This is a genomic window from Streptomyces soli (assembly GCF_003999195.1).
In the GTDB taxonomy this organism is placed as follows: domain Bacteria; phylum Actinomycetota; class Actinomycetes; order Streptomycetales; family Streptomycetaceae; genus Actinacidiphila; species Actinacidiphila soli.
The window spans coordinates 1-23,557 of record NZ_RJVR01000254.1; the positions used below are offsets into that span (position 1 = coordinate 1).

Annotated in this window: 21 protein-coding genes and 2 pseudogenes; 9 read left to right on the forward strand and 14 right to left on the reverse strand. The window is 71.5% G+C overall.

Features of this window, described 5'->3' with window-relative positions:
- Positions 1–685, forward strand: a pseudogene (locus EFK10_RS25830) (HEAT repeat domain-containing protein); the annotation flags it as partial.
- Between the two features lie 417 nt (positions 686–1,102).
- On the opposite strand, the gene EFK10_RS25835 reads toward EFK10_RS25830, so the two are convergent.
- On the reverse strand, positions 1,103–1,588 hold the full coding sequence (locus tag EFK10_RS25835) for a hypothetical protein (protein WP_127358066.1): 486 nt from the start codon (positions 1,586–1,588) through the stop codon (positions 1,103–1,105).
- A 562-nt stretch (positions 1,589–2,150) separates the two neighbouring features.
- Here EFK10_RS25835 and EFK10_RS53455 point away from each other — a divergent pair.
- Both EFK10_RS53455 and EFK10_RS25845 read left to right on the forward strand, forming a co-directional pair.
- A complete protein-coding gene (locus tag EFK10_RS53455; protein WP_407647140.1) occupies positions 2,151–2,357 on the forward strand; it encodes a hypothetical protein in 207 nt (68 codons plus the stop codon).
- Positions 2,358–2,410: 53 nt separating this feature from the next.
- Positions 2,411–3,715, forward strand: a complete 1,305-nt coding sequence (locus tag EFK10_RS25845) for an MFS transporter (protein ID WP_206305586.1) — start codon at positions 2,411–2,413, stop codon at positions 3,713–3,715.
- A 430-nt stretch (positions 3,716–4,145) separates the two neighbouring features.
- Here the strand turns inward: EFK10_RS25845 and EFK10_RS25855 are convergent, their stop codons facing one another.
- A complete protein-coding gene (locus EFK10_RS25855; protein ID WP_240677460.1) occupies positions 4,146–4,652 on the reverse strand; it encodes a GNAT family N-acetyltransferase in 507 nt (168 codons plus the stop codon).
- A 74-nt stretch (positions 4,653–4,726) separates the two neighbouring features.
- Between EFK10_RS25855 and EFK10_RS50875 the strand changes: the two genes are divergently transcribed.
- Positions 4,727–6,118 (forward strand): DUF6528 family protein, encoded by a 1,392-nt coding sequence (locus tag EFK10_RS50875; RefSeq protein WP_240677461.1) that lies wholly within the window; start codon positions 4,727–4,729, stop codon positions 6,116–6,118.
- Here EFK10_RS50875 and EFK10_RS25865 read toward each other — a convergent pair.
- The 3 genes from EFK10_RS25865 to EFK10_RS25875 are packed head-to-tail and all read right to left on the reverse strand — an operon-like array spanning position 6,075 to position 8,593.
- Positions 6,075–6,920, reverse strand: a complete 846-nt coding sequence (locus EFK10_RS25865; protein WP_127358067.1) for a hypothetical protein — start codon at positions 6,918–6,920, stop codon at positions 6,075–6,077. The genes EFK10_RS50875 and EFK10_RS25865 overlap by 44 nt on opposite strands.
- Positions 6,920–8,176, reverse strand: a complete 1,257-nt coding sequence (locus EFK10_RS25870; protein WP_127358068.1) for a VWA domain-containing protein — start codon at positions 8,174–8,176, stop codon at positions 6,920–6,922. The genes EFK10_RS25865 and EFK10_RS25870 overlap by 1 nt, the downstream gene beginning before the upstream one ends.
- Positions 8,177–8,185: 9 nt before the next feature.
- Positions 8,186–8,593: an ATP-binding protein gene (locus tag EFK10_RS25875; RefSeq protein WP_240677462.1), complete on the reverse strand. Its 408-nt coding sequence runs from the start codon at positions 8,591–8,593 to the stop codon at positions 8,186–8,188.
- Positions 8,594–8,727: 134 nt separating this feature from the next.
- On the opposite strand from EFK10_RS25875, the gene EFK10_RS25880 reads away from it, so the two are divergent.
- Both EFK10_RS25880 and EFK10_RS25885 read left to right on the forward strand, forming a co-directional pair.
- Positions 8,728–9,597 (forward strand): helix-turn-helix domain-containing protein, encoded by an 870-nt coding sequence (locus EFK10_RS25880; protein WP_127358069.1) that lies wholly within the window; start codon positions 8,728–8,730, stop codon positions 9,595–9,597.
- A 73-nt stretch (positions 9,598–9,670) separates the two neighbouring features.
- Positions 9,671–10,477: an SAM-dependent methyltransferase gene (locus tag EFK10_RS25885; protein ID WP_127358070.1), complete on the forward strand. Its 807-nt coding sequence runs from the start codon at positions 9,671–9,673 to the stop codon at positions 10,475–10,477.
- 21 nt (positions 10,478–10,498) lie between these two features.
- Here the strand turns inward: EFK10_RS25885 and EFK10_RS25890 are convergent, their stop codons facing one another.
- The 4 genes from EFK10_RS25890 to EFK10_RS25905 are packed head-to-tail and all read right to left on the reverse strand — an operon-like array spanning position 10,499 to position 16,374.
- Positions 10,499–11,686: a type III PLP-dependent enzyme gene (locus tag EFK10_RS25890; RefSeq protein WP_127358117.1), complete on the reverse strand. Its 1,188-nt coding sequence runs from the start codon at positions 11,684–11,686 to the stop codon at positions 10,499–10,501.
- Between the two features lie 46 nt (positions 11,687–11,732).
- Entirely contained in the window at positions 11,733–13,460 is a 1,728-nt protein-coding gene (locus tag EFK10_RS25895) for an IucA/IucC family protein (RefSeq protein WP_127358071.1), read from the reverse strand.
- Positions 13,457–15,160, reverse strand: a complete 1,704-nt coding sequence (locus EFK10_RS25900; protein WP_127358072.1) for an IucA/IucC family protein — start codon at positions 15,158–15,160, stop codon at positions 13,457–13,459. Before EFK10_RS25900 ends, EFK10_RS25895 begins: the two co-directional genes overlap by 4 nt.
- A complete protein-coding gene (locus tag EFK10_RS25905; RefSeq protein WP_127358118.1) occupies positions 15,157–16,374 on the reverse strand; it encodes an ATP-grasp domain-containing protein in 1,218 nt (405 codons plus the stop codon). Before EFK10_RS25905 ends, EFK10_RS25900 begins: the two co-directional genes overlap by 4 nt.
- Positions 16,375–16,508: 134 nt before the next feature.
- Between EFK10_RS25905 and EFK10_RS25910 the strand changes: the two genes are divergently transcribed.
- Both EFK10_RS25910 and EFK10_RS25915 read left to right on the forward strand, forming a co-directional pair.
- A complete protein-coding gene (locus tag EFK10_RS25910; RefSeq protein WP_127358073.1) occupies positions 16,509–17,315 on the forward strand; it encodes a (2Fe-2S)-binding protein in 807 nt (268 codons plus the stop codon).
- Between the two features lie 76 nt (positions 17,316–17,391).
- Positions 17,392–17,769, forward strand: a complete 378-nt coding sequence (locus EFK10_RS25915) for a glycerophosphodiester phosphodiesterase family protein (RefSeq protein WP_240677463.1) — start codon at positions 17,392–17,394, stop codon at positions 17,767–17,769.
- Between the two features lie 45 nt (positions 17,770–17,814).
- On the opposite strand, the gene EFK10_RS25920 is transcribed toward EFK10_RS25915, so the two are convergent.
- From EFK10_RS25920 to EFK10_RS25935, 4 genes are all read right to left on the reverse strand, one after another.
- Positions 17,815–18,672, reverse strand: coding sequence for an ABC transporter permease (locus EFK10_RS25920; RefSeq protein WP_127358074.1), 858 nt, complete (start codon positions 18,670–18,672; stop codon positions 17,815–17,817).
- A gap of 2 nt (positions 18,673–18,674) precedes the next feature.
- Positions 18,675–19,658 (reverse strand): ATP-binding cassette domain-containing protein, encoded by a 984-nt coding sequence (locus EFK10_RS25925; RefSeq protein ID WP_127358075.1) that lies wholly within the window; start codon positions 19,656–19,658, stop codon positions 18,675–18,677.
- Positions 19,659–19,710: 52 nt separating this feature from the next.
- Positions 19,711–21,219 carry a fatty acyl-CoA synthetase gene (locus EFK10_RS25930; RefSeq protein ID WP_127358076.1) on the reverse strand — a complete coding sequence of 503 codons (1,509 nt, stop codon included), beginning with the start codon at positions 21,217–21,219 and terminating at the stop codon, positions 19,711–19,713.
- A 172-nt stretch (positions 21,220–21,391) separates the two neighbouring features.
- Positions 21,392–21,832 carry a nitroreductase family deazaflavin-dependent oxidoreductase gene (locus EFK10_RS25935; RefSeq protein WP_127358077.1) on the reverse strand — a complete coding sequence of 147 codons (441 nt, stop codon included), beginning with the start codon at positions 21,830–21,832 and terminating at the stop codon, positions 21,392–21,394.
- 77 nt (positions 21,833–21,909) lie between these two features.
- On the opposite strand from EFK10_RS25935, the gene EFK10_RS25940 reads away from it, so the two are divergent.
- Positions 21,910–23,184 carry a phosphodiester glycosidase family protein gene (locus tag EFK10_RS25940; RefSeq protein WP_127358119.1) on the forward strand — a complete coding sequence of 425 codons (1,275 nt, stop codon included), beginning with the start codon at positions 21,910–21,912 and terminating at the stop codon, positions 23,182–23,184.
- Here EFK10_RS25940 and pspAB read toward each other — a convergent pair.
- A pseudogene (pspAB, locus tag EFK10_RS25945) lies at positions 23,185–23,319 on the reverse strand (PspA-associated protein PspAB); the annotation flags it as partial. It abuts the gene before it with no gap.
- Between the last annotated feature and the right edge of the window lie 238 nt (positions 23,320–23,557).

The following is a 23,557-nucleotide window of genomic DNA, read 5'->3' on the forward strand; positions in this document are numbered from 1 at the left end:
CGCCGTCGCCGGCCCCGAGGACCGCCCCGAACTGCTGACCGCCGCCCGCAGCGGCCCGGACGCCGCCCGCGCCGCCGCCCTCCGGCACCTGGCCGACCGCCAGGACCCCGACATCCTCGACCTCATCGAAGCCGCCGCCGCCGGCCCGGCCGACATCGTGACCCGCGCGGCCCTCGAATCCTTCGAACGCATGCGCAGCACTGCCGCCATCGCCCGCGCTCGCGCCTGGTCCTCCCGAGAAGACGCCCTCGGCTCCGCCGCCGCCCGCGTCCTCGCCTGCCGTGGCGGCACCCATGACTCGCAGCGCGTACTCGGCGCCCTCCGCCGCCTCGTCCAACAGGACGGCGCCGACGCGGACGGCCTCGCCGCCCTGGTCGAAGGCACCGGACGCCTCTCGATCGACTGCGCCGCGCCCGTCCTCCGCCACATCTACCGCGAGACCTCCTCATCCCAGCTCCGCGGCATCGCCGCCCAGGCCCTCGCCGCCACCGACCCCTCCTTCCCCTCCGGCTTCGCCGTCGAATGCCTCTGGGACTGCGAAGAAGCCACCCGCGGCCTCGCCGCCCACCACGCCGCCACCGCCGACATCCGCGTCCTCGCCCAACTCCGCCGCCTCGCCGCGGACCCCGCGGAAGAAGCCGACGTCCAAACCGCGGTCCGCGGCCGCCTCCGCACCGACATCTGACCCCCCACCCCGCCCCTTCCCGAAACCAGGGGGCTCCGCCCGCTGGACCCTCCCCCAGAAGGGTGCCCCCAGGTCCTCAAACGCCGGACGGGGGGCGAGCTCTTTGGGGACGTCGCACCCGATACGGCTGCTGTCCTGGGAGTCGTTGGCCTGCTTTGGACCGACCCAAGCCACGGTTGGGGCCACCCCAATCGTCGCCACGTGACCTAGCCATCAGACCCCGGCGAGGGATCGACTGGGGTGGATGCGGGGTGCGGACGCCTGATGTTTTCGAATCTGCAGGTGACACACGGTGAGCCGCGCGGTCGGTAAACCGGTCGGTACGCGGACTTGAGAGCCGGGGTGTGCTGTAGCAGTTCGCCCCATGGACGAGCTTTACGCCGACCGTTGGTACCGTACCGCGCTCTACCGCGGCGGTTAAAAGGCGCCGACGAACTTGAAAGCCTGGTTGACGAAGATGTGGTGCGGCCATTGCGTGCCGATGTTGTGGACCTCGTACTCGCCGTTGCTGAGCTTCACAACACGGTCGACGACGCCTCCCGAGTAGGGGGAGGTCAGCGAAGCTTCCGTTGCCTTGGTCGCTGCCGTTCCGATGACGAGCGTCCCGTCCCCCTCGGTGTAGTTCGCCGGGATCTGACCGACCTTCTTTGACACGGCCTTTGCACCCTGCTTGAAGGGGATCGCCGAGGAAGTCGCGGATACGCCGCCCGTCGGTTGCACGATGACCTGCGTGGCCGTGATGATCGTGCTGCTGGCCCACCCAATTACGAGGACGGGGTCGCCTTTTGTAACGGCACTCGCCGAGGTCGAGCTCGTCCCCTTCTGGAATGTCGTGGAGGACGCCTCGTCGACGGTCACCTTCTGACCCGTTGCTGTCGACACTGTGAAGGTCGACTTGGACACGCTGGCGACCGTTCCGGCCACTCCCCCCGGGGCCGGTCCAGACCGAGCGTTGGATGCCCCGCCGGCAGCTCCGGGACCGCCAGGGAAGCCGCTCGCCCCGGGCATGTGGCCCCCTGCTGGCGCCGAGGAGGACGCGGCTGGTGCCGAGGAGGACGCGGCTGGTGCCGAGGGGGATGCGGCGCAACCGGCGGAAAGTCCGATCACCGCACACATCAGCGCAGCGGCCCCGATCCATCCACTTCTTGTGTTCGACAGCGACCGCCGTACGGCGGCACCGGAACTTCCAGCAACCGACGGCCCTGACGTAGCGCTCGCCTCGTGGGGGCTTGTTGGGTCGTAAACGTTCATAATTGCGTTTCTCCTGCTGTTTCTCCGGCTCAGGAAGCTACGCAGAGAGTGCCAGCCGTTCATGTGAGGACCCTGTCGGCCGCCTGTGGCTATTCTGAACTCTCCTGTCCCTTATAAGGATGGAACGCGAGTTAGGGGCGACTGCGAGCCCCCCACTGAAAAGCCGTCCCTGGCTCTCCTGGAGAGGTGAGGGAAGACAGCGTCCGCACGCGGGTTGCTGCTCGAGACCCGCCCACCCGAGCAGGTGCTACGGGAGTGGATGGACCGCCTGGCCCGGTACGCCATGACCGAAGCCGGCCTGGCCGGCGCGATGCGCAGGGCGACCTGCTCGCAGTGCAGCCTGGCCGGCGTGGGACACGGCCCAGTGCCCCGAATGCTCACCGCGGGACCCGCCGACCGCTGCGAGGTTGCCGCCGCATAGGATCGCCGGTAATTCCCGGATCGCTGGCGACCTTCGAAGCGAGGCCTTGGCAGGTGAAGTCACGGCAGGTGTCCCTCGCCGGCATGGCGCCGGCTGTTTTCCTGCCCGCGCTGATATTCGAGACCGGCATGGGTGCGCTCGCTCCGATCATCGCGCTGAGCGGGCGTGCGCTGGGCGCCTCGGTGAGCGCGGCCGGGCTGACGCTGGCGCTCCTCGGGGTCGGGCAGATTCTGGGGGACGTACCGGCGGGGGCTCTGGCGGCCCGGGTGGGCGACCGCAAGGCCATGCTCATCGCCGCCGCGGTTGCCGCGATGACGCTGGTCGGTTGCGCGGAGGCCCGCGCCCTCTGGCAACTGGCACTGGCCATCACGGCCACAGGGGCGACGAACGCTGTGTTTGTCCTGGCCCGGCAGTCCTATCTCACCGAGGTCATCCCGTCGCACCTGAGAGCCCGCGCGCTGTCCACGCTCGGGGGCATGTCCCGGGTCGGCGCGTTCATCGGGCCGTTCATCGGCGCGGCGGTGGTGTACGACCGCCCGGTGCGGGACGTGTACTGGCTGGCCCTGACGTGCACGATGGCCGCGGGTCTGGTTGTCCTGCTCGTCCGCGACGTCTCGGAACCGGGCAGGGTGCAGGAGCGCCGCTCCGCACCCGTCTCGGTGCGGACCGTGGTCGCGCGGCACCACAGGGTCTTCCTGACCCTGGGGACGGCCGTCTTCCTGGTGGGTTCGGTGCGCGCGACGCGGCAAACGGTACTGCCGCTGTGGGCCGAGCACCTCGGTCAGGCCCCCTCGACAACGAGCATCGTCTTCGGGATCGCCGGACTCGTGGATACCTTGACGTTCTATCCCTCGGGGATGGTCATGGACCGCGCTGGCAGGCTGTGGATCGCCGTGCCGTCGATGCTCGTACTGGGACTGACACAGGCCCTGCTACCGCTCACCCACGGACTGCTCTCGCTTACCGTTGTCGCGATGCTCATGGGGTTCGGCAACGGGATCGGCAGCGGGATTCTGATGACTCTCGGCGCGGATGTCGCGCCGCCGGAGACCCGCTCGCAGTTCCTCGGGGTGTGGAGACTGTGCGCCGACTCCGGGAGCGCCGGAGGACCGCTGGTGGTGTCCGCGGCCGCCGGGCTGGGTAGCCTGGCCTCCGGAATCGTCCTGATGGGCGGGGTGGGGGTGTTGGCCGCGGCGGCGCTGTTGCGCTGGGTGCCGCGATACTCGCCCTTCGCCACCACGGGTTCGGGTTCGCGCCGAGCCGTGGTAGCGGGCTCGGCTGAACCGCCGGGCACCGGCATGGCGTACGAGGAGTCACCCGGCGGGCGCGGAAGACCGGGCCCGCCCGCGCAGCGGTGAGCGGCGGCTCGTGCTCTGACCGGGATGGTTCCCCAGGTTGCGGCTCGCGTTGGTGGGTGCGGGGCCGCTTGGACGTGAGCCGGTGCGCGGACCAACCCCCGGTTGGCGAGGTGGGTTTCGTCACGGGGTGGTTGCACGTCGGGTACCAGGTGAAACAGGTCAACGGGCATGCGGTCTTCGCGCCCCGAAGGGCGGCAAGGTGCGCGACGTGCCACTGTCCGAACAGGTGGCGCGCGTGCTTGCTGCGCACGTGGCCCAGTTCCCGCCGGCCGAAGTCACCCTGCCGTGGCTGACACCGGACGGGCCACCGGCCCTTGACGGCATGTAGCGGACCGCTGGTCAAGCGCACGACGGCCCCAACACGGCACAGGCGGCACGAGGAGTGCCCCTATCGGCGGCACAGCTGCTGGTAAAGGCACCTTTACGGCCCCTATACCAGCTTCTTCTCGAAAAAGTGATCCGCGAACGGGTCGTCGTGATACGCCGGGATCTCCCGGTAGCCCAGCCTGGCGTACAGCGCCCGGGCCTCCACCAGGTCCTTTCGCGTGTCGAGCCGCATCACGCTCGCGCCGAACACCTCGCGCGCCGCCTGCTCGGCCGCTCGGACCAGGGCCGGGCCGCCGCCGGTGCCACGGGCGGCGGCATGGACGAAGACGCGCTGCAGTTCGGTCATACCGGGGCCGAGCGCCTTCAGGCCCACGCAACCGACGGGGGCTCCGGCGTAGTGCCCGACCAGGAACAGCCCGGTGGGCGGGGCGAGTTCCGCGCTGGTGAACTCGGCGAGGATGTCGTCGATCTCGGCGACGGTCATCCGGCGGCCGTAGTAACGGCTGACGATGTCCTCGAAGTACTGCCGGAGCAGGCCCGCCGAGACGGGATCACCGACCGGCAGGGGCAGGACGTTCCAGCTCGCGGCGCTCTGTGCTGATCTCTCCACAAGGCCATCCTGGCAGGGCCCGGCACGGCTATCCTCCGGTTTATTCACGGACAGTTCGAGGCCACGGGGGCACGATGCCGACGACGTATCCGATAGCGACGACCGAGCAGACCACGAACGACGTCATCGTCTTCGACCAGGAAGGCGACTGGGCGGACGCGTCCTCGGTCGTCTGGCGCTGGAGCGCGCCCGGCGGGTCGGGGACGCCCTGGTACAACCTGTCCGACGTACGGCTGCGCAGCACTAAGGCGTACGGGTCGGTCGTGCTGGTCGCCGCGTCCGGCGGGAGGACCGCGATGCTGCGCAAGTCCACCCGCCAGATCCTCTGGCAGGTCAGCACCCCGGAGGACAATCCGCACGCCATCGAGCGGCTCCCGGGCGGCGTGATCGTCACCGCCAGTACCAAACCGGGCCGGCTGCGCTTCTACGCCGACTCCACCCACACCAAACCCTTCAGGACCGTCGGCCTGGCCTTGGCGCACGGCGTGCTCTACGACCCGGCGCGCAAAGCCCTGTGGGCTATCGGCGACAAGCAGCTCATCCGCTACTCGCTGTCCGGCAAGGGGGCGGGCACCAAGCTCGCCGTGCACAGCCGGGTGACCTTCAAGGGCGTCCTGCGGACCGAGGACGGCGGCGTGACCTGGACGGAGACCTTCCGCAACACCGACCCGAAAGCCTTCTACGACTGCGTCACCTTCTTCGACGACAAGCACGGCCTCGCGGTGAGCGACCCGGTCGACGGCAAGTACCGGATGCTCTCCACCCGCGACGGCGGCCTCAGTTGGGCCGTGCTGCCGTCCGACGGGATGCCGGCCGCGCTGGACGGTGAGGCGTCCTTCGCAGCGAGCGGCCAGTGTTTGGTCGGCTCGGGCGGCCACGACGTTTGGCTGGCGACCGGCGGCGGCGCGACCGCGCGGGTGCTGCACTCCGGCGACCGGGGCCTGACCTGGACCGCGGCCGGCACCACCGTCCCGGCGGGTGACTCGGCCAAGGGCGTCTTCGCGCTGGCCTTCCGCGACGGGTGGCACGGCATCGCGGTCGGCGGCGACTACCGGGCGGACCAGGCCTCCCCCGACGCGGCGGCGGTCAGCCGGGACGGCGGGGCGACCTGGACCGCGTCGGCGCAGCCCCCGCCCGCGTACCGCTCGGGCGTCAGCTGGCTTCCGTACGCCCCTTCCTCGGCGGTCGCGGTCGGGCCGACCGGCAGTGACCTGTCCACGGACGGCGGGCGCACCTGGCGGACTTTCGACACCGGCTCGTACGACACGGTGCGCTGCGCCGCGGACGGCGGCTGCTGGGCCTCGGGCGAGCAGCGCGGCTGGGTATTTCCTCGTCGTAGACCCCTTCACGTACCCGGTGCCGGCCGGCGCGTGGCTGACCGACACCGGTCACTACAACGTCCCGGGACCGGGACCGGGTATCTCAGCCCTGGAGTCTCCGTCGACGCGATCGATCTCCTCGCGTGAGGGTGTAGCCGCCCACGCCCGCCAGTGCGCCGAGCACTCCCCCGGCGGCGGTCCAGATCCAGCGGTCCGACCACCACCCCGGGGACCAGCCGCCGTCGGGCGCGGCCAGCGACGCGGGGGCCTCGGACACGGTCTCCGACGGGGAGGCGCTGGGCTCCGCGCTCGGGTCGAGCGTGGCGCCGGCCTGCTCGACCGGGGTGAGCGGAGCGGCCAGTTCGCCCCCGGCGGCCTTGGCGCCGCCGGCGTCCTTGGCGGTGGCCAGGATCTCGGTCTTCACGGCGAGGCCGAGGTCCTGGTCGGGCAGATCGGCCACGGTGAGCCGTACGTAGTACGCCCCCGGCAGCGGGTCGTTGGCCCAGGCCTCGGACCAGGGGCGTACGGTGCGCAGCGTGCAGCGCAGCGACACGTCGGCGGCCGCGGCCGTCGCCGTCCGCGAGGGGTGTCCGGCGGCGCAGGCCTGGTGGCGGCGGAGGCCGTCGTAGACGTCGAGCCGCCAGGTGGCGGAGCCGTGCCGGGCCGAGGAGTCGGGCAGGGTGACGGTGGCCTCGACGGTGGCGTTCTGGCCCGCGGTGGCCGGGAACATCCAGTACAGGTAGTCGCCGGTGGAGGCGGTGGCGGTCGCCGTCTGCCCCTGCTGCAGGGCGGTGGCGGTACGGAAGCTGGTGCCGGCCTCGGTCGGCGCGGCGACGCTGCCGCTGGGACTGGGGCTCGGGCTCGCGGTGTCGGCGGCGGCCATGGGGGCGCTGCCGAGGACAGCGGCGGCCGCCGCCAGTGCAGCGGCTGTCAGACGTGTCGTACGCATCAGTTGGTCCTCCAGACGGCGACGCGCCAGCGGGTCAGCCAGCCCCAGAGCAGTCCGGCGAGCAGGCCGGTGAGGGTCAGAACGGCGAGCATGATCCAGCCGCGGCCGAGACCGAAGGAGGCGACGTCCGAGGCGTTGTCGGGGGACGAGACGAGGCCGACGGTCAGCTCGACCGGCAGGCCCGGGGTGGTCTTGACGAAGGCCGGGGCCGAGAAGGAGTTGCTGAGCTCCAGGCAGACGGTCCGGGACGCGGGGGTGTCGGCTCCGCTCGCCGGCCAGGCGTAGCGCAGTCCGGTGGAGATGTCGTCGGTGCGTCCGCTGCCCGCGTCGCTGCCGCGTACGAGTTCCCGGTCGCCGGTCACCGCCCGCAGCAGCACTCCGTAGTCGTTGTTGACGGCGCGGTCGGCGCCGACGCTGACGGAGGCACGCAGTTCCTGTCCGTCGGCGACGTTGACCCGGTACCAGCGGTGTTCGGCGAAGGTCTCGCGGTCGGTGTAGACGCCGGCGCCGAGCAGGGGGGCGGTGGAGCAGGTGGAGGTGCCTTCGGTGGCGGTCGGGGTGACGGTGTTGTCGGCCGCGCGGTGGACCAGTTGCTTGGTCCGGTCGGCGAGCTCTTCCTTGTGGGAGACGGTGGTGTAGGTGCCACCGGTGGCCTCGGCGATGCAGGTGAGCTGCTTGCGCATCTTGTCGGTGGAGGCCAGGCCCAGGGTGTCGATCACCAGGTTGGTGCCCTCGGCGGCGAGTTCGCGGGCGACGACGCAGGGGTCGAGCGGAGCGCAGGTGTCCTCGCCGTCGGTGATGAGGACGATCCTGCGGGTGGCGTTCCCGCCCGCGAGGTCCTTGCCGGCGGCGCGCAGCGCGGGCCCGATGGGAGTCCAGCCGGTGGGGGCGAGGGTGGCGACGGCGGTCTTTGCCTCGGTGCGGTCCAGCTGACCCACGGGGTAGAGCTGTTCGGTGTCCTTGCAGCCCTCCACCTTGCTCTTGCCGGGGTAGTTGGCGCCGAGGGTGCGTATGCCGAGCCGTACGTCCGCGGGAACGCTGTCGAGGACTTCGTTGAAGGCCTGCTTGGCGGCGGTCATCCGGGACTGTCCGTCGATGTCGCGGGTGCTCATCGACCCGCTGGCGTCCAGTACCAGTTCGACCTTGGGGGATTCCGGCTGCGGCTCGTCCGCTACGGCACCGGCCGGGAACAGGCCGGTCGCCAGCACGGCGAACAGGGCACACAGGCCCATCGCCGGCCGTCTTCTTATGATCATTGGCGGATCTTATTGATGATCGCCCGCAGGTCCCAACTCGGCCCAGACGACCCGTCCGCGTCCGCCCTCGCCGAGCGTCACGCCCCACGCCTTGGACAGCGCGCTGACCAGCAGCAGTCCGCGTCCGCCCTCCTCGTCCGTACCTGCCAAGCGAGGCTGAGGCACCGTCAGGCCACGTCCTTGTTCTGCGACTTCGATGCGTACGACGCCGTCGCAGAGCCGGACCGCGCAGGCTATCTTCTCGCTGTCGCTGTAGCGCAGGGCGTTGGTGAAGAGCTCGGACACGATCAGCCCCGCGTCATCGGACAGCTCTCCGTCGATCCCCCACTCGCGCAGCCGCGCCCGGACGCGCCGTCGCGCCTCGGCGACCGCGGCGCCCTGCGCGGTCAGCCTGAACGCGTCATGGGAGGATGCCACTCCGCTACTATGCGCGTCGCGCCGAACGGATGACAAGATGCGATCTGCAAATTGCAGAGTCGAAAGCAACAGGCTGCGATTCGTACTGACGTCATGACAGACTGCCGCTGAGCCAGGGGTGTTGGAGGAAAGTCGTGAACGATGCGCGTCCGGCGGGTGCCGCACCGACCGTCCTGCGAGTGGTGCTCGGCAAACGTCTCCAGGATCTCCGGGAGCGGGCGGGGCTGAGCTACGAGCAGGCCGCCCACGCGCTGGATGTCACCCACGCCACCATCCGCCGCATGGAGAAGGCGGAGGTCGGCCTGCGGCTTCCGTACGTCGAGAAGCTGTTGCAGGTCTACGGCATCACCGACCCCTTGGAGGTCGAGAGGTTCCTCGACCTCGTCAAGGAGGCCAACCGGCCGGGCTGGTGGCACCGCTTCCGCGACGTCCTCCCTGACTGGTTCAGCGCCTTCGTGAGCCTGGAGGGCTCCGCCGTGCTGATCCGCGCGTACGAGCCACATTACATACCCGGGTTGCTGCAGACCGACGACTACGCGCACGCCGTGCTGCGCGCCGGCCGCCCGCAGGCCTCCCAGGCGGAGATCGACCGCTCGGTGGCGCTGCGCCGCGAGCGGCAGGCGCTACTGACACGCGAGGAACCACCCCTGCTGTGGGTGGTGATGGACGAAACGGTCCTGCGCCGCCCGATCGGCGGAGCCGGTGTCATGCGCGCCCAGATCTCCCGGCTGATCGAGGCCTGCGACATGCCGCAGATCCGGCTGCAGGTCCTGCCGTTCTCGCTGGGACCACACCCGGCGATGTACGGGCCGTTCCACATCTTCCGCTTCGCGCAGCCCGAACTGCCCGATGTCGCCTACGTGGAGAGCCTGGTCGGCGCCATCTATCTCGACGAGCGCAACGACGTCTCCGCCTTCCGCGAGGCCCTGGACCGGATGAGCGCCCAGGCCCCGCAGGCGACCAGGACCCAGGAATTCCTCGACGCCCGGCGCAAGGAGCTGTGACGTGACCTTGACGTCGTCGCACAGGCCGTCACCCGCGCCAACGCAGCACCACCCCCCACCGGAGGACCCGCACATGACCGACCGCCCCTTCTCCGCCGAGGAGATCGACACCAGCCGCCCGCACCCGGCCCGGATGTACGACTACTACCTGGGCGGCAAGGACAACTACGAGGTCGACCGCGAGGCCGCCGAGCAGGTCATCAAACTGGTTGCGGACGCCCCCGCCAGCGCCCGTGCGAACCGCGCCTTCATGCACCGCGCGGTCCGCACGGTGGTCTCGGGCGGGATCCGCCAGATCATCGACATCGGCACGGGGATCCCCACCTCCCCCAACACCCATGAGGTGGCCCGCGAGATCGATCCCGAGGTCAAGGTCGCCTACGTCGACAACGACCCCATCGTCTCGGTCCACGCGGGCGCCAAGCTCACCAACACCGGCAACACGGGATTCGTACTCGCCGACCTGCGCGACCCGCAGGCGATCCTCGACCACGAGGTGATCCGCGGGCTGATCGACTTCGACCAGCCGGTGGCCCTGATGCTGATCTCCGTCGTGCACTTCGTCACGCACGAGGAGGACCCGGTCGGCATCATCGCCACCCTCAGCGAGGCCTTCCCGGCGGGCAGCGCGCTCATCGTCACGCACGCCACGGCCGACCTCCGGCGCCAGGAGCACGGCGACGCCCGGAACGTCTACAAGAGCGCCACCGTCCCCCTCACCACTCGCACGCAACAGGAAGTCGAGGGGCTCTTCAGGGACTTCGACCTGGTCGAGCCCGGAGTCGTCCAGCTGCCGCTGTGGCGTCCCGACGGGCCGCAGCCGACCGAGTACGAGCTGGAGAGAGTGCACATCTACGGCGGCGCCGGCTACAAGAAGTAGGCGGCCGCTCGCAGGAGCCGCTCAGAGGAAGTGAAACCCCGGGCGGGGGTGCATCAGGAAGTCGTGGTGGGAGATGTTCCAAGCGTAGGCCCCGGCCAGCGCGAACACTACCCGGTCCCCCGCCCGCAGCTCCCCCACCGGCGCCCGCCGGGCCAGCAGGTCCTTGGGCGTGCACAGTTGCCCGGCCAGCGTGACCCGGCCGTCCCGTACGGCGGGGCGCGGCCACGGATGCGGCCAGTCGTCGGCGGGGAGCACCGTGAAGGGCTGGTCGTGCTGCCGGGTCGCCGGGGTACGCAGGTGGTGGGTGCCGCCGCGCAGGACGGCGAAGTCCTCGCCGTGGCTGCGCTTCACGTCCAGCACCCCGGTGGCGTACCAGCCGCAGTACGCGGTCAGGGCGCGGCCCGGCTCGATGCGCAGGGTCACCCCGGGATGCCGGTCCAGGATCCCGGAGAGCCCGGCGCCGAAGGCCGCCCAGTCGAAGCGCGCCGCCGGGTCGGCGTAGTCCACGGCCATGCCGCCGCCCACGTTGACCTCGGGCAGCGCGATCCGGTGGCGGGCCGACAGCCACGCCGCCCAGTCCGTGATGCGCCCGGCCAGCGCCACCTGGGCGGCCGCGTCGAGGCCGCTGGCGAGGTGGGCGTGGATCCCGCGAAGCCGTAGCCCGCACTGCGGCTCCCCCAGCAGCCGCAGGCATCCGTCGACGTCCGCCGGGTCGATGCCGAACGGGGTGGGCCGACCGCCCATCGCCAAGGGCACGCCCTCCAGCGCCTCCGGGGCCACGGGCAGGTTCACCCGCAGGAGTACGTCCACGGTCCGGCCCGCCGCGTGGCGAGCCGCGAGGGCGCCGAGCAACCGCAACTCGTGCTCGCTCTCGGCGTGGAAGCGCCCCACGCCCAGCCGCAGCGCCGCCTCGATCTCGGCGGGCGTCTTTCCGGGCGCGCCGAAGGCCAGCGGCGCTTCGGGCAAGGCCGTGCGCACATGGGCCAGTTCGCCGCCCGACGAGACCTCGTAGCCGGTCACGACGCCGCTCAGCGCGGCCAGGACCGGGGCTTCGGGGTTGGCCTTGGCCGCGTAATACAGCTCGACGCGGCCGGGCAGCGCGGCGCGCACGGCGGTCGCGTGCTCGCGCAGCGCCGTCAGGTCGTAGAGGTAGGCGGGCAGGTCGTCGGCGGTCAGCTCGGCGAGGCGGGCGCGGACCGGGGCGGTCATCGTCGCGGCCGTCAATGGTGCGTTCACTCAGTGTCGCCTCGCGATGTCACGCCGGATCGGCCCGGGGGCCGCTTTTCGTGGGGGTACGGGCGTCGCCCCCCGGGGAAATGCAGGATTCGTCGCTCCAGGGCGCGAGGGGCGAGGGGACGCCGACGTAGCCGCTGCTGCGGTCGGCCTGGCGCCGCCAGCGGGTGAGGAGGTTGGCCTTGGCCGGCAGCGGGGCCCCGTCGAGCAGGGCGCGGAGCCTGGGCGGGCAGCCGTGTTCGGCTCCGTACTCGCGCAGCGTGGCGTGGACCCGGGCCCATAGGGCGGGTTCCAGGTCCGGGTGCAGGTCGGCGAGGGCCGCCGCCAGCTCGGCGAGGTGGTTGACGAACAGGCAGTACACGACGCGGTCCCAGCCACGGCGCTCGTCGTAGGCCATGGGCCCTGCCACCTCGGCGGGCAGTGACGCGAGCAGGGTGGCATGGTGCCCGGGCAGCAGCTTGGTGCCCTCCATGTCGCGGAAGAGCGCCTGCGCGGGCCGGCCGTCGCCGTCCACGCCGATCAGCGCGTTCTGCAGATGGGGTTCGAGGACGACGCCGTGCTCGAAGTACGCCGCCATCACCGGCGGCACGAGCAGCCGCAGGTACGCCGACCACCACTCCAGGGCGGCGCCGGGCCCGGCGCCTTCCAGCAGCCGGGTGATGTGGCCGGAGCTGGTGGGGTACTCGTCGGCCACGGCGGCGGCGAGCAGCGGGGTCACCCCAGTGGGCAGGCGGCGTTCGGGCCCTTCCCTGACGATCACGCCCAGGCCTTCGAGCAGCGCCGGGTCGCCGGGCATCCCGAGGGCGAGGCTGCGGTAGGCGGGCTCACGCAGCACCCCGTGGCCGGGGAAGCGGGCGGCCAGCTTGTCCAGCACGGGGGCCAGGGCCCGGGTGAGGGTGACGGCGCCGGTCAGCTCGTACGAGGCGTTCTTGCGCAGGCAGTTGGTGATGCGGACGTTGAGGCTGAACTTCAGGAACATCCCCTCGCCGTGCAGGGTGCGTACCGACGCGGTGGGCGTGAAGGGCGCCCCGGCGGTCCCCAGGTCGAGGATGTCACCGGCGGCGAGGGCGGCCCGCAGCAGCGGATGGCCGCTCAGCAGCTCGTACTGCCAGGGGTGGGCGGGCAGCAGCCGGTGACCTTCGGGCACTGGGCGGAGACGGTCGAGCGCGGCGGCCGCCCACGGCTCCGCGCTCTCCTCGGCGACGAGCCGGGACCGTACGGCGAGATGGCGCAGCGGGAAGGCGGCGCCGGCCTCGGGCGCGTAGGCGGACCAGGCGTCCGGGCCGCCGGTCCGGGCCTTGGGGGTGGGATGGAAGCGGTGCCCGAAGACCAGGGCCTGTTCGGATTCGAGGTAGCGGGAGCCCGGCGCGGGCCGCTGCGCGTCGAGGGCGGCGGCGACCCCCTCGTGGCTGGAGGCGAGCTGCGCCAGGAACTCGTCATTGGCCACACCGGTACGCGCGGTCAGCTCGGCGTGCACCTCCTCGGCGAGCTGCCGCCAGCCCAGTTCGGTCCAGCCGTCGCCCTGCTGGCGCCACGCGGGTCCGGCGAAGCGGTGGGCGCCGGTGAGCGACATGCGGCGAAGGGCGACGCGCAGCACCGTCCCGTGGGCGGGCAGCCGCAGCAGCAGTTGGCCGTCGGTGACTGCGGTGCTGTGTTCGGGCCCGCACACCTCGCGCAGCAGGCAGTTGAGCAGGGTGTGGGCGACGACGTGGTCAGCGGTGGGCAGCCCGGTGGGCACGGTGGTACTCATGGCCGTCCCCCGTCCGGGCGCCGCAGGTAGTTGGGGCCGGTGGTGTAGTGCTTGTTGATGTCGGCCACCCCGGACCGCTCCTTGCTGAGCAGCGTGCCGGCGGTGACCATCGCCTTGACCGGGAGGCGGGCCGAGTCCAGGACATGGGCGCGCAGCCGGGGGCAGGCCATGGCGTCGAGCCGGTCGCGTACGAGGTCGAGGATCCGGTCGCGGTGTTCTGGCAGGCCGAAGGCGAAGGCCGCCGCGCACAGGTGGACGGTGATCGTGGTGAAGAGGTCGGCGAGCGGCTTGTCGCCGTCGGTGAAGGTGCGCGGGTCGGCGAAGCCGGGGACGAAGCCGATGGCGTCCTTCAGGCGGTGCGGGTTGATGCGGGGGCCGTCGTTGTCCTTGAGGAGCAGCCGGGCGCGGGACCGGCCGGAGACCTGGTCGAGGACCAGGGAGATGTTCTGCTGGTGCGATTCCAGGGCGATACCGTACGTGAAGAGGCTGGTCTGCCAGTCGATGAGCGGCGTGAGAAAGGCGTCGTACAGGGCCGGGACATCACCGTCGTGGAAGCGGTCGGCCAGCCGATCGACGACCCGCCCCCCGCCGGGTTCCTCGGCGAGCAGCGCCGCCAGCGGGACGATCACGGCGCCTTCGAGGTCTGGCGGGTAGCGGCGGCGCAGCACGGCGAGGAGTTCGTCCCCGGCGTGGAGGTGCTGCTGCTCGTCGGCCAGGAGGATCCGGCCCCGGAAGCGCGGTTCGCGGTCCAGGACGGTCCGCAGGAGCCGTTCCGTGGTGGCGCCGTCCTCGAAGGTGCCGGCCTTGACGGTGCGCCGGTTGCGCAGGCCGAGGGTGGCGGTGGGCAGCGGCAGCTTGAGGTGCACGGACGGATCGTCGGCGAGGGCGAGGGTGCGCATGGACAGGGTGGGCACGACGGTGAGCCGGGACGCCTCGGCGCGGACGGCGTGCTCGGGCAGATGCCCGAAGGCCAGGGGGTGGACGGGCATGGTGATGTGGCTGTCGTCCAGGTGCGTCAGTCCGAGGTCGCCGGGGACCGGCCACCCGTCGGAAACCCCGGGGACCGGTGAGGTCACGTCGGCCCGCGGTACCACAGTCCAGCGCAGTTCGAAGGACGGATGGAACTCCGGTGCGTACCTGCGCAGTTGGGCTTCCCCCAGGTCGGCCCGCCCCCGTGCCGTCGGGTAGACCGGGTGGTCGCGGTAGGCCGCGAGGGTGTCGAAGGCGAGCGAGGCGGCCCAGCCGGTCCAGTCCGCCGGGTCGGCGCCGTAAGTGGCGGCCAGCCGTTCCCGTACGGGCCCGGCGGCACCGGCCTGGAGCCGCATCGTGGCCACCGTCTGCCGGCACTCGGCGGCGAAGGCCGCGAACCCGCCCCGGTCCTGGGGATCGGCCAGGTCGCCGAGGGCGCCGATGACGCGGTCGAGGCCGGTGAGTGAGGCGCCGTCCGGTTCGCTTTCCAGGAGCGGGAGCCGGGCGGCGTACTCGCACTGGAAGCCGTCGTCGGCGACCGGCAGCAGCAGCGCGCAGCGCGCCGGCGAGGCCGCCACGGGCAGCCGCAGCCACAGCCCGTCGGCGCGCCGAAGCGGTGTACTGCGGGTGCGCAGGCCGACCGTGTCCTCGCGCAGCAACGCGCTGAGCACCCGCAACAACAGCTCGTCCTCGGCCGATTCCGCCGTCGGGTCGGCGGCCGTGGTCGTCACGGTGTGATCTCCCAGCGCTGTGCCGCGATGAAGTCCGCCACGGCCCGGTTGACGGTTTCCTGTTCGGTGCCGGTGGCCCGGACCACGCCGAGAAAGTCGCGGTTGGTGCCGTACACCTCGTGCCGCTCACCGATGCTCCGCAGCGGCCGGTACGTCAGACGAACGCCGTCCACCGTGAGTTCCTGGGCACCGGGTGCGGCGGTCAGGGTGCCCGCGCGGTCGGCGCAGGGGTAGTCGAGCCGGGCCCTTGCGTCGGTGCGGGCACCGAGGTCTGCGGGCAGAGGTTCGCCGAGGTGGGTGCGCAGGACGGTCTCGAAGTACAGGATGCCGAGGAGCCCGGCGAGCAGCAGGTCGCACTGGTCGCCGATGGCCCGGTAGTTCACCTCGACGAGGCGGGGGCGGCCGTCGGTCTGGAGGATGAACTCGGTGTGGCAGGCGCCGAATCCCACGCCGAGGGCCTTGAGCTGGGTGAGCAGCTCGTCGACGACGGCCGGGTCGTGGGCGGGGACGAAGTCGAGCCGCTCCTCGATGAAGTGCGGCGGGACGGACAGCCAGGTGTGGAAGCCGCCGAGGACGTGCAGGGTGCTGCCGTCACCGAGGGTTTCCAGGGTGTAGAGCTCGCCGGCCAGGAACTCCTCGGCGACCAGGGCCGTTCCGGGCCTGCGGGCACGAATTCGCGCGCAGTACCGCAGCAGTTCCTCCGGTCCGGTCGCGAGGAGGACGTCCTCGCTGGCCACGCCTTCACGCGGTTTGACGACCAGCGGCCACGGGAGGTCCTGGCCGAGCAGTGTGGCGGGGTCCTGGTCCGGGCCGAGTTCGGCCGAGCGGACGGTGTCCGCGCCGGTGGCGGCGAGGTGGCGTCGCATCTGCGCCTTGTTCTTGGTGCGCAGGGCCGCCTTCCAGTCCTTGGCGGGCAGTCCGAAGTACTCGGCGGCCAGCGCGGTCTGGGTCTGCAGATGGTCGCTGTTGGAGAAGACCGCGTCCGGGGCGTGGTGCCGTGAGATCCGGCCGATCACCTCGCGGAAGTCCCGGACCTCGCAGGCGAGGACCTCCACTCCCGGCAGACCGGCGTACGCGCGCCGGTGGGCGGCGGCGTGGCCGGGTCCGGTGAGGACGGTGACCTCGAGGCCGAGGAGGTCCGCGGCCGGGAGGAAGCCTTCGGTGACGGAGTCGGTCGGATTCTGGGCGAGCGCGTAGAGCCGCCGTCGGGGCATTGACACGAGATCAACTTAGGGTTGCCATACCTCAGTGTGTCAAGTTGCTTCCCGCGAGCAGAGCATTAAGGTTAGCCTTACCTTAATCGGCTCTTCCGCCTGCGTGTTGAACCCTGTGTGTTGAACGGAGTGCCATGCTCACCCTGCCTCCCCCGGCCCGGGCCGCCACGCCCGCCCCGGCGGCCTACGCCTTCCGGCTGCTGGCCGGAATGTGCGAGGCGCTTCCCCTGGAGGTGACGGACGGCGGCCACCCCACGGACACGTTCGGCGGCACCTGGTGGGACACGGCTCAGCTGACCGGCCGCCCGGAGGCCCTGCGTGCCGTCCTCGACGGCGAGTCCGTCCGCATCCTGAACGCGTACGGGCACACCGCCCGCCCCGATGTCGCCGCGTCGCGCGTCCTGCACCACTACCTGTGGTCCACCGGGCTCCTGCTCGGCGGCCCCTGGTACCTGCAGCGGCGGATTCCCCTGATCCGCCCGCAGGAGCTCTGGATCGAGCCCCGGACCGGCACCTTCGCCATCGCGCCCGGCTCGTTCGCCTCGCCGCCCGGCCGGGAGGCCTCGCATGCCGCGCTGCGGGCGGCCTTCGCGGAGTTCGTGACGCCGCTGCTGGCCGCCTTCCGGCCCGAGATCAGGCGCGGACCCCGGGCGCTGTGGGGCATGGCCGGCGACGATCTGGTCTCCGCCGTCTGGTACCTCGGCCGCCTCCTCGGCCAGGAGCGGGTCGCCGTACGCGAGGCGGCCGCCCTTCTGCCGGACGACACCCCGCCCTTCCCCTCCGGCGCGGGCTTCCGCGACCTGCGGGGCGCTTCCGGCCGCTCGTACGCGACCCGGACCAGGGCCGGGTGCTGCCTGTTCTACGTCATCCGCCCCGGCGAGGCCTGCCTCACCTGCCCGCGCGCGGCCGACGCGGAGCGGCTGCGCCGACTGGAGGGGTAGCCAGGGACCAGGGATGTCAGCGGGCTGACACCGCGTCTTCGCCCGGCGCTCACCTCGGGGGCCGATGCTCTGACGTATGATCAGATTACGTATCGCAGCTGCGGCGGCGCTCGTCTGCTCAGTGCTCACCCTCGCGGCGGCCACTCCCGCGGAAGCGAGCCGTCAACCCGTGAAGCACCGGACGTTCGACCTGCAGGCCCACCGGGGCGGCCTCGGCCTACGGCCCGAGAGTACCCTCGCCTCCTTCGCCAACGGCCTGGAGACCGGGGTCAGCAGCCTCGAACTCGATGTGCAGATCACCAAGGACGGCCAGGCCGTCGTCACCCACGACCGCAAGGTCGACGGCCGCAAGTGTCTCGACACCGGACCCGCCTTCCCCGGCGACCCGCAGTACCCCTACGTCGGCAAGCCAGAAGCGACCGCAGTGATACGGCGGTGCTCCGCACCGCCGTGACTCAGGAAGCGATTCCTCCCAGGCCTGAAGGCCTGGGGTTCCTCGCTAGATCCTGCTGAACTCCAGGCTCGCCACGGTCAGCATGAGCAGACCGGCCGCCGCCACGATCAGCAACTCCAGCCAGATCGGCACGTGATAGCTCCCCCAACTGACGCCCGGCGCGTAGGCGGCGCGCGCCGCGGCGCTGATGTCGAGGTGGTCGAAGACCGCCCGGCGGATCGGGTCGACGGCGTACGTCAGCGGGTTGAGCCGGGTCACCCAGGTCAGCCACGCGGGGAGGCCGGACAGCGGGAACATGGCGCCGGAGGTGAAGAACAGCGGCATCAGCAGCATCTGGGTCAGGCCCATGAAGCCCTGGAAGGTGGGGATCCGGGCGGCCATCATCACGCCGAAGGCCGTGAGGGTGAAGGCCAGCAGCGCCATCATGCCGAGCAGCTTCAGCATCAGCATCGCGCTGTACGGCACCCCGACCAGCCCGGCCATCGCCAGCACCACCACGCCCTGCGCGGTCGCCGTCGTAGCACCGCCCAGGCACTTGCCGATCACCAGGGCGGTCCGGCTCACCGGGGCCACCAGCATCTCCCGCAGAAAGCCGAACTCCCGGTCCCAGACGATGGACCCGGCCGAGAAGACCGCCGTGAACAGCACCGACATGGCCAGCGCGCCCGGGTAGACGAAGGTCTTGAAGTCGACCCCCGGCACACCCTTGGTGAGCGATCCCAGCCCGGTGCCGAGCACGAAGACGAAGAGCAGCGGCTGGATCAGCGCGGTGACGATACGCAGCCGGTCGCTCCAGAACCGCAGCAGCTCGCGGTGCCAGACGATCTTCACGGCGCGCACGCCGCTGTTGAAGCCGCCGCGCGGGACCGCGACCGCCGCTACGGCCGTGCTTGCCGCTGCCATGGTCATCGCCTCCCTCGGGCCATCATGGCCCGCATGAAGTCGCCCGCCCCGTTGGAGGACTCGGCGTCGCGGATGGTCTTGCCGGTGTACGTCATGAAGACGTCGTCCAGCGACGGCCGCGAGACGCTGACCGACCGGATCGGCACGTCGAGCCCGCCGAACAGCTTCGGTACGAACTCCTCCCCGGAGGCGACGTGGAAGGTCAGCTGGCCCTCGCTGATCCGCCCCTCGATCCCGAAGCGCTCCCGCAGCTGAGCCGCCGCGGCCGTGTCGTCGGCCGTCGACACCCGCACCCGGTCCTCCCCCACGCTGGCCTTGAGTGCTTCGGGAGTGTCGATCGCCACGATGGTCCCGTGGTCGATGATCGCGATCCGGTCGCAGTACTCGGCCTCGTCCATGTAGTGGGTCGTCATGAAGATGGTGATGTCCTCGGTGCGCTTGAGCTCGTCGATGTACTCCCAGATCGAGCTGCGGGTCTGCGGGTCGAGACCCACCGTCGGCTCGTCCAGGAACAGCACACGCGGGGAGTGCAGAAGCCCGCGGGCGATCTCCAGCCGGCGCTTCATGCCGCCGGAGAAGGTCATCACCTTGCCCTTGCGCCGGTCGGCGAGGTTGACCATCTCCAGCACCCGGTCCATGCGCGGGCCCAGCGCCGCGCGCGGGACGCCGTACAGCTCGGCGTGGAAGCGCAGATTCTGCTCGGCGCTGAGATACCCGTCGAGGGTGGTGTCCTGGAAGACCAGCCCGATGTTGCGGCGTACGGTCCCCTGGTCCCGTACGACATCGTGTCCGGCCACCGTCGCCGAGCCGCCGGTCGGGGTCACCAGCGTGCACAGCATTCCGATCGTCGTGGACTTGCCCGCGCCGTTGGGCCCGAGGAACCCGAAGGTCTCCCCTGCCGCCACCTCGAAGTCGATTCCCCGGACAGCCTCGACCTCGGCGTAGGTCTTCCGCAGCCCGCTCACCGCCACCGCCGGTTCCGCCATAGTCGCGAGCGTACGTCTCCAGGGGGCCCGTCGGTGGGGCGGACCCGGCGCTTTACGTGCCTTTTGCTGCGTACCGGTCGCGCAGCTCCCGCTTGAGGATCTTGCCGCTGGCGTTGCGCGGCAGGCCCTCCACCAGCAGCACCCGCTTGGGTGCCTTGAAGTTCGCCAGCTGCTCGCGGCCGTACGCCACCAGCTCCTCCGCGGTGATCGCCCGGCGCGGCACGACGATCGCCGTGACCACCTCGATCCAGCGTTCGTCCGGCAGGCCGACGACGGCGACTTCGGCGACCGCCGGATGGCCGTACAGCACGTCCTCGACCTCGCGTGAAGCGACCAGTACGCCACCGGAGTTGATGACGTCCTTCACCCGGTCGACGACGGTGAAGTACCCCTCGCTGTCGCGCACCGCCAGGTCGCCCGAGCGGAACCAGCCGTCGCGGAAGGCCTCTGCGGTCTCCTCGGGCTTGTCCCAGTAGCCCTCGCACAGCTGCGGCGAGCGGTAGACGACCTCGCCGGGCGTGCCGTCGGGTACGTCCTTGCCGGCCTCGTCGACCACCTTGGCCTCGACGAAGAGCACGGCCCGGCCGCAGGAGTCCATCCGGCCCTCGTGTTCGTCCGGTCCGAGAACGGTCGCCAGCGGACCGATCTCGCTCTGACCGAAACAGTTGTAGAAGGCCAGCTCCGGCAGCCGGTCGCGCAGCCGCTCCAGAACGGGCACGGGCATGATCGAGGCGCCGTAGTACGCCTTGCGGAGTCCCGACAGCTCGCGGGTCGCGAAGTCCGGGTGGTTGGCCAGTCCGATCCAGACCGTGGGCGGCGCGAAGAGGCTGTCGGCACGGCCCGCCTCCACCAGGTCGAAGACGGCCCCCGGCTCGGGCGCGGGGATGATCGTGTTCTCGGCGCCGACCGCCAGGTAAGGCAGCAGGAAGACGTGCATCTGCGCCGAGTGGTAGAGCGGCAGCGAGTGCAGCGGCCGGTCCCGTTCCCCCAGGTCCAGGGCGGTGATGGCGCTCGCGTACTCGGCCACCAGCGCGCCGTGCGTCATCATCGCGCCCTTCGGCAGCGCGGTGGTCCCGGAGGTGTAGAGCAGCTGCGCCAGGTCCTCGTCGACCACCGCCGGCCAGCCGCGTGGCGGCACGGCCGTGCGCAGCCGGTCGAGCAGCGAGTCCTCGGTGTCGCGCAGCGGCAGGGTCCGTACGCCGAGCGGCAGCCGGTCGATGAGCTTGGGGTCGGCGAGAACCAGGGAGCTGCCCGACTGCTCGACGAGATAACGCAGGTCGTCGCCCTCGAGATGGTGGTTGAGGGGTACGTGGATCAGGCCGGCCCGCGCGCAGCCGAGGAAGCCGATCAGATAGGCGTCTGAGTTGTGCCCGTAGGCCGCCACCCGGTCCCCGGGCCGCATCCCCTCGGCCAGCAGCACGGCGGCGGCTCCCGAGACGGCCTCGTCCAGCTCGGCGTACGTCCAGGCACGGTCCCGGTAGCGCACCGCCGTACGCCGCGGCACCCGCCGCGCGCTGCGCCGCAGCACCCCGTCGACCGTGTTGCCGCGCACCGCGAGCATCTCCGACCTCCCGACTCCGTGCGTACCGCTACCGCTAGCTCCACCGTTGCCGTTCCCGCTGCGTCAGCGTCGCACCCCGTCGGCCGCTTGGCGAGAGCCACGACATGCCGCGGCCGGGCGGGGAGAGCGACGGGCCCGAGCATTCTGCGGTGCCCCGGACGTGCCGGGAGCGTCACTTCCTCATCAGTCGCACCACCGGAATGTCGCGGGAGGTCTTCGTCTGGTAGTCCGCGTACGGACCGTAGACGTCGACCAGGTGCGGCCAGACGCGCGCCTTGTCCGCGGGCGGAAGGGTCTCGGCCATGGCCTCGAAACGCTCGGTGCCGACCCGCAGCCACACCTGGGGGTTGATCTCGATGTTCCGGTACCACTGCGGGTGCTCGTCCGCTCCGCCCTGGGAGGCCACGATGAGGTAGTCATCGCCGTCCCGGCCGTAGATGAGCACGGTGCGGTGCCAGTCGCCGCTGCGGCGTCCCTGGTAGTCCAGCAGCAGGCAGGGCGAGCCCTTCATGTCGGTGGCTTCGGTACCACCCGACTCCTCGTACCGACGGGCCTGTTCGGCCACCCAGTCGGAAGGGCTCTGCTTCACATTGTCCGGATCGTAATCAGTCATACGTCCACCGTACGACTCGGGTGGGCAGAAAGCGGCGTGGCGTGCCCGGTCGTCGCGAGGGGCACCGTTGACTGGTGATGCTCCGTCAACTCTGTCTGCCATCTGGGGGGACTGTGACACGACACGCGGGACGGGCGCGAGTGGCGCTTTCGGCGCTGGCGACGCTGGGCGCCCTGATCGCCGGGACCGGCACGGCGGGCGCCGCGGAGGCGCCTGCTTTCCGGTACGACGGCGACGCCACGCGGCTCGCGCAGGGCGTGCAGTACCGGGAGTTCTCCTACGACGCATCGCACGGGCAGGCGCACGGCCACCTGCTGACGGTCGACCTGCGCGACCCACGGGTGAGCGTGGACCTGCTCACCCCCGGGGCGGTCGCCGCCCGGGCCCCGGTGTCGCGGCTCGCCGACGCCCGGGGTGCGGTCGGCGGGGTGAACGCGGACTTCTTCAACATAAGCGAGACCCAGCACCCCGGCGTCGACGCGACCGGCGCCGCCGACGGCCCGGAGATCGCCTCCGGCAAGCAGCTGAAGGCCGCCGTCCCGGACGGCCAGCGCTTCGGCCCGTCGCTGCCGCCCGGCACCACGGCCGAGGACGTGCTCGGCGTGGGCACCGACCGCACCGCGCGGCTCGACCGGCTCACCCTCAGCGGCACCGTCCACTCGCCCCTCGGCGACCTGAAACTGAGGGGCTTCAACCAGTACGCCATCCCCGTGGACGGCGTCGGCGCGTACACCCCTGCCTGGGGCACCGCCTCGCGGGTCCGGGCGACCTGCGGCACCGACACCGTACGGGCGGCGCCGTGCAGCGACGACACGTACGAGGTGACGGTGCGGCACGACCGGGTGACCGGGGTGGCCGGCTCCCCGGGGCGCGGGGCGATCGCCGCCGGGTCGGTCGTCCTGGTCGGCCGGGAGGCCGGCGCGGACGCCCTGCGGAAGCTGGAGGTCGGGGACAAGGTGTCGGTCAGCCGTCGCCTCCTCGCCGCCCGGCACAGCGGTTACCGCTTCGCGGTCGGCGGCTTCCCCGTGCTGCGCGGCGGAAGTCCATTGTCCGGACTGGACAACGGCACGGCGGCGACCCGTACATCGGCGGGCTTCGGCGATGGCGGCCGGGTGCTGTATCTGCTGGCCCTGGACGGCAACGCCGAGACCGGGGCCGGACTGACGATCCTTGAGCTCGCCTCCCTCATGAGCGACATCGGGGCAAGCGCCGCCGTCAATCTCGACGGCGGCGGCTCCTCGACCCTGGTCTCCCGGGATCCTGGCGCCTCGCATGTGACGGTACGCAACCATCCCTCGGGCGGCGCCGAGCGGGCGGTGCCCAACGCCATCGGGGTGTTCTCCCGCCCCTGATCACAGCCCCGGGGCGCCCCAGACCGGGAACCAGCGGGACAGGTCCTCCTCGACCCGCAGGTCATTGCCGATCAAGGCCTTGATCGGCAGCCCCAGGGCACTGTCCCGCTTCTCCCCCTCCAGGGGCGCGAAGGGGCCGTCGCCGAGCCGCTTGACCCGGCGGGCCAGTGGCTCGTCGCGCAACCTCGACCGGCTCGCGACGCGCCCCCACGCACCACACCTCGCTGCGTTGTCGCATCACCCGAGCACATCCAGTACGAGGGCAATCTCCCCAGACTTCGTCCGGTGGGGGTCCCCCCGGCCGAAGGCTGGGGGAGCGCCCCCACCGCCTTGCGATGCACGGCACCAGACGCCGCTCGTTACCCGGCCAAGG

Bases quoted from the DNA above. Each gene is read 5' to 3' on its own strand.
- EFK10_RS50875 (WP_240677461.1), top strand. From the start codon at position 4,727: ATGCCGACGACGTATCCGATAGCGACGACCGAGCAGACCACGAACGAC.
- EFK10_RS25865 (WP_127358067.1), bottom strand. From the start codon at position 6,920: ATGCGTACGACACGTCTGACAGCCGCTGCACTGGCGGCGGCCGCCGCT.
- EFK10_RS25870 (WP_127358068.1), bottom strand. From the start codon at position 8,176: ATGATCATAAGAAGACGGCCGGCGATGGGCCTGTGTGCCCTGTTCGCC.
- EFK10_RS25885 (WP_127358070.1), top strand. From the start codon at position 9,671: ATGACCGACCGCCCCTTCTCCGCCGAGGAGATCGACACCAGCCGCCCG.
- EFK10_RS25890 (WP_127358117.1), bottom strand. From the start codon at position 11,686: ATGACCGCCCCGGTCCGCGCCCGCCTCGCCGAGCTGACCGCCGACGAC.
- EFK10_RS25895 (WP_127358071.1), bottom strand. From the start codon at position 13,460: ATGAGTACCACCGTGCCCACCGGGCTGCCCACCGCTGACCACGTCGTC.
- EFK10_RS25905 (WP_127358118.1), bottom strand. From the start codon at position 16,374: ATGCCCCGACGGCGGCTCTACGCGCTCGCCCAGAATCCGACCGACTCC.
- EFK10_RS25910 (WP_127358073.1), top strand. From the start codon at position 16,509: ATGCTCACCCTGCCTCCCCCGGCCCGGGCCGCCACGCCCGCCCCGGCG.
- EFK10_RS25915 (WP_240677463.1), top strand. From the start codon at position 17,392: ATGATCAGATTACGTATCGCAGCTGCGGCGGCGCTCGTCTGCTCAGTG.
- EFK10_RS25920 (WP_127358074.1), bottom strand. From the start codon at position 18,672: ATGGCAGCGGCAAGCACGGCCGTAGCGGCGGTCGCGGTCCCGCGCGGC.
- EFK10_RS25925 (WP_127358075.1), bottom strand. From the start codon at position 19,658: ATGGCGGAACCGGCGGTGGCGGTGAGCGGGCTGCGGAAGACCTACGCC.
- EFK10_RS25930 (WP_127358076.1), bottom strand. From the start codon at position 21,219: ATGCTCGCGGTGCGCGGCAACACGGTCGACGGGGTGCTGCGGCGCAGC.
- EFK10_RS25935 (WP_127358077.1), bottom strand. From the start codon at position 21,832: ATGACTGATTACGATCCGGACAATGTGAAGCAGAGCCCTTCCGACTGG.
- EFK10_RS25940 (WP_127358119.1), top strand. From the start codon at position 21,910: ATGCTCCGTCAACTCTGTCTGCCATCTGGGGGGACTGTGACACGACAC.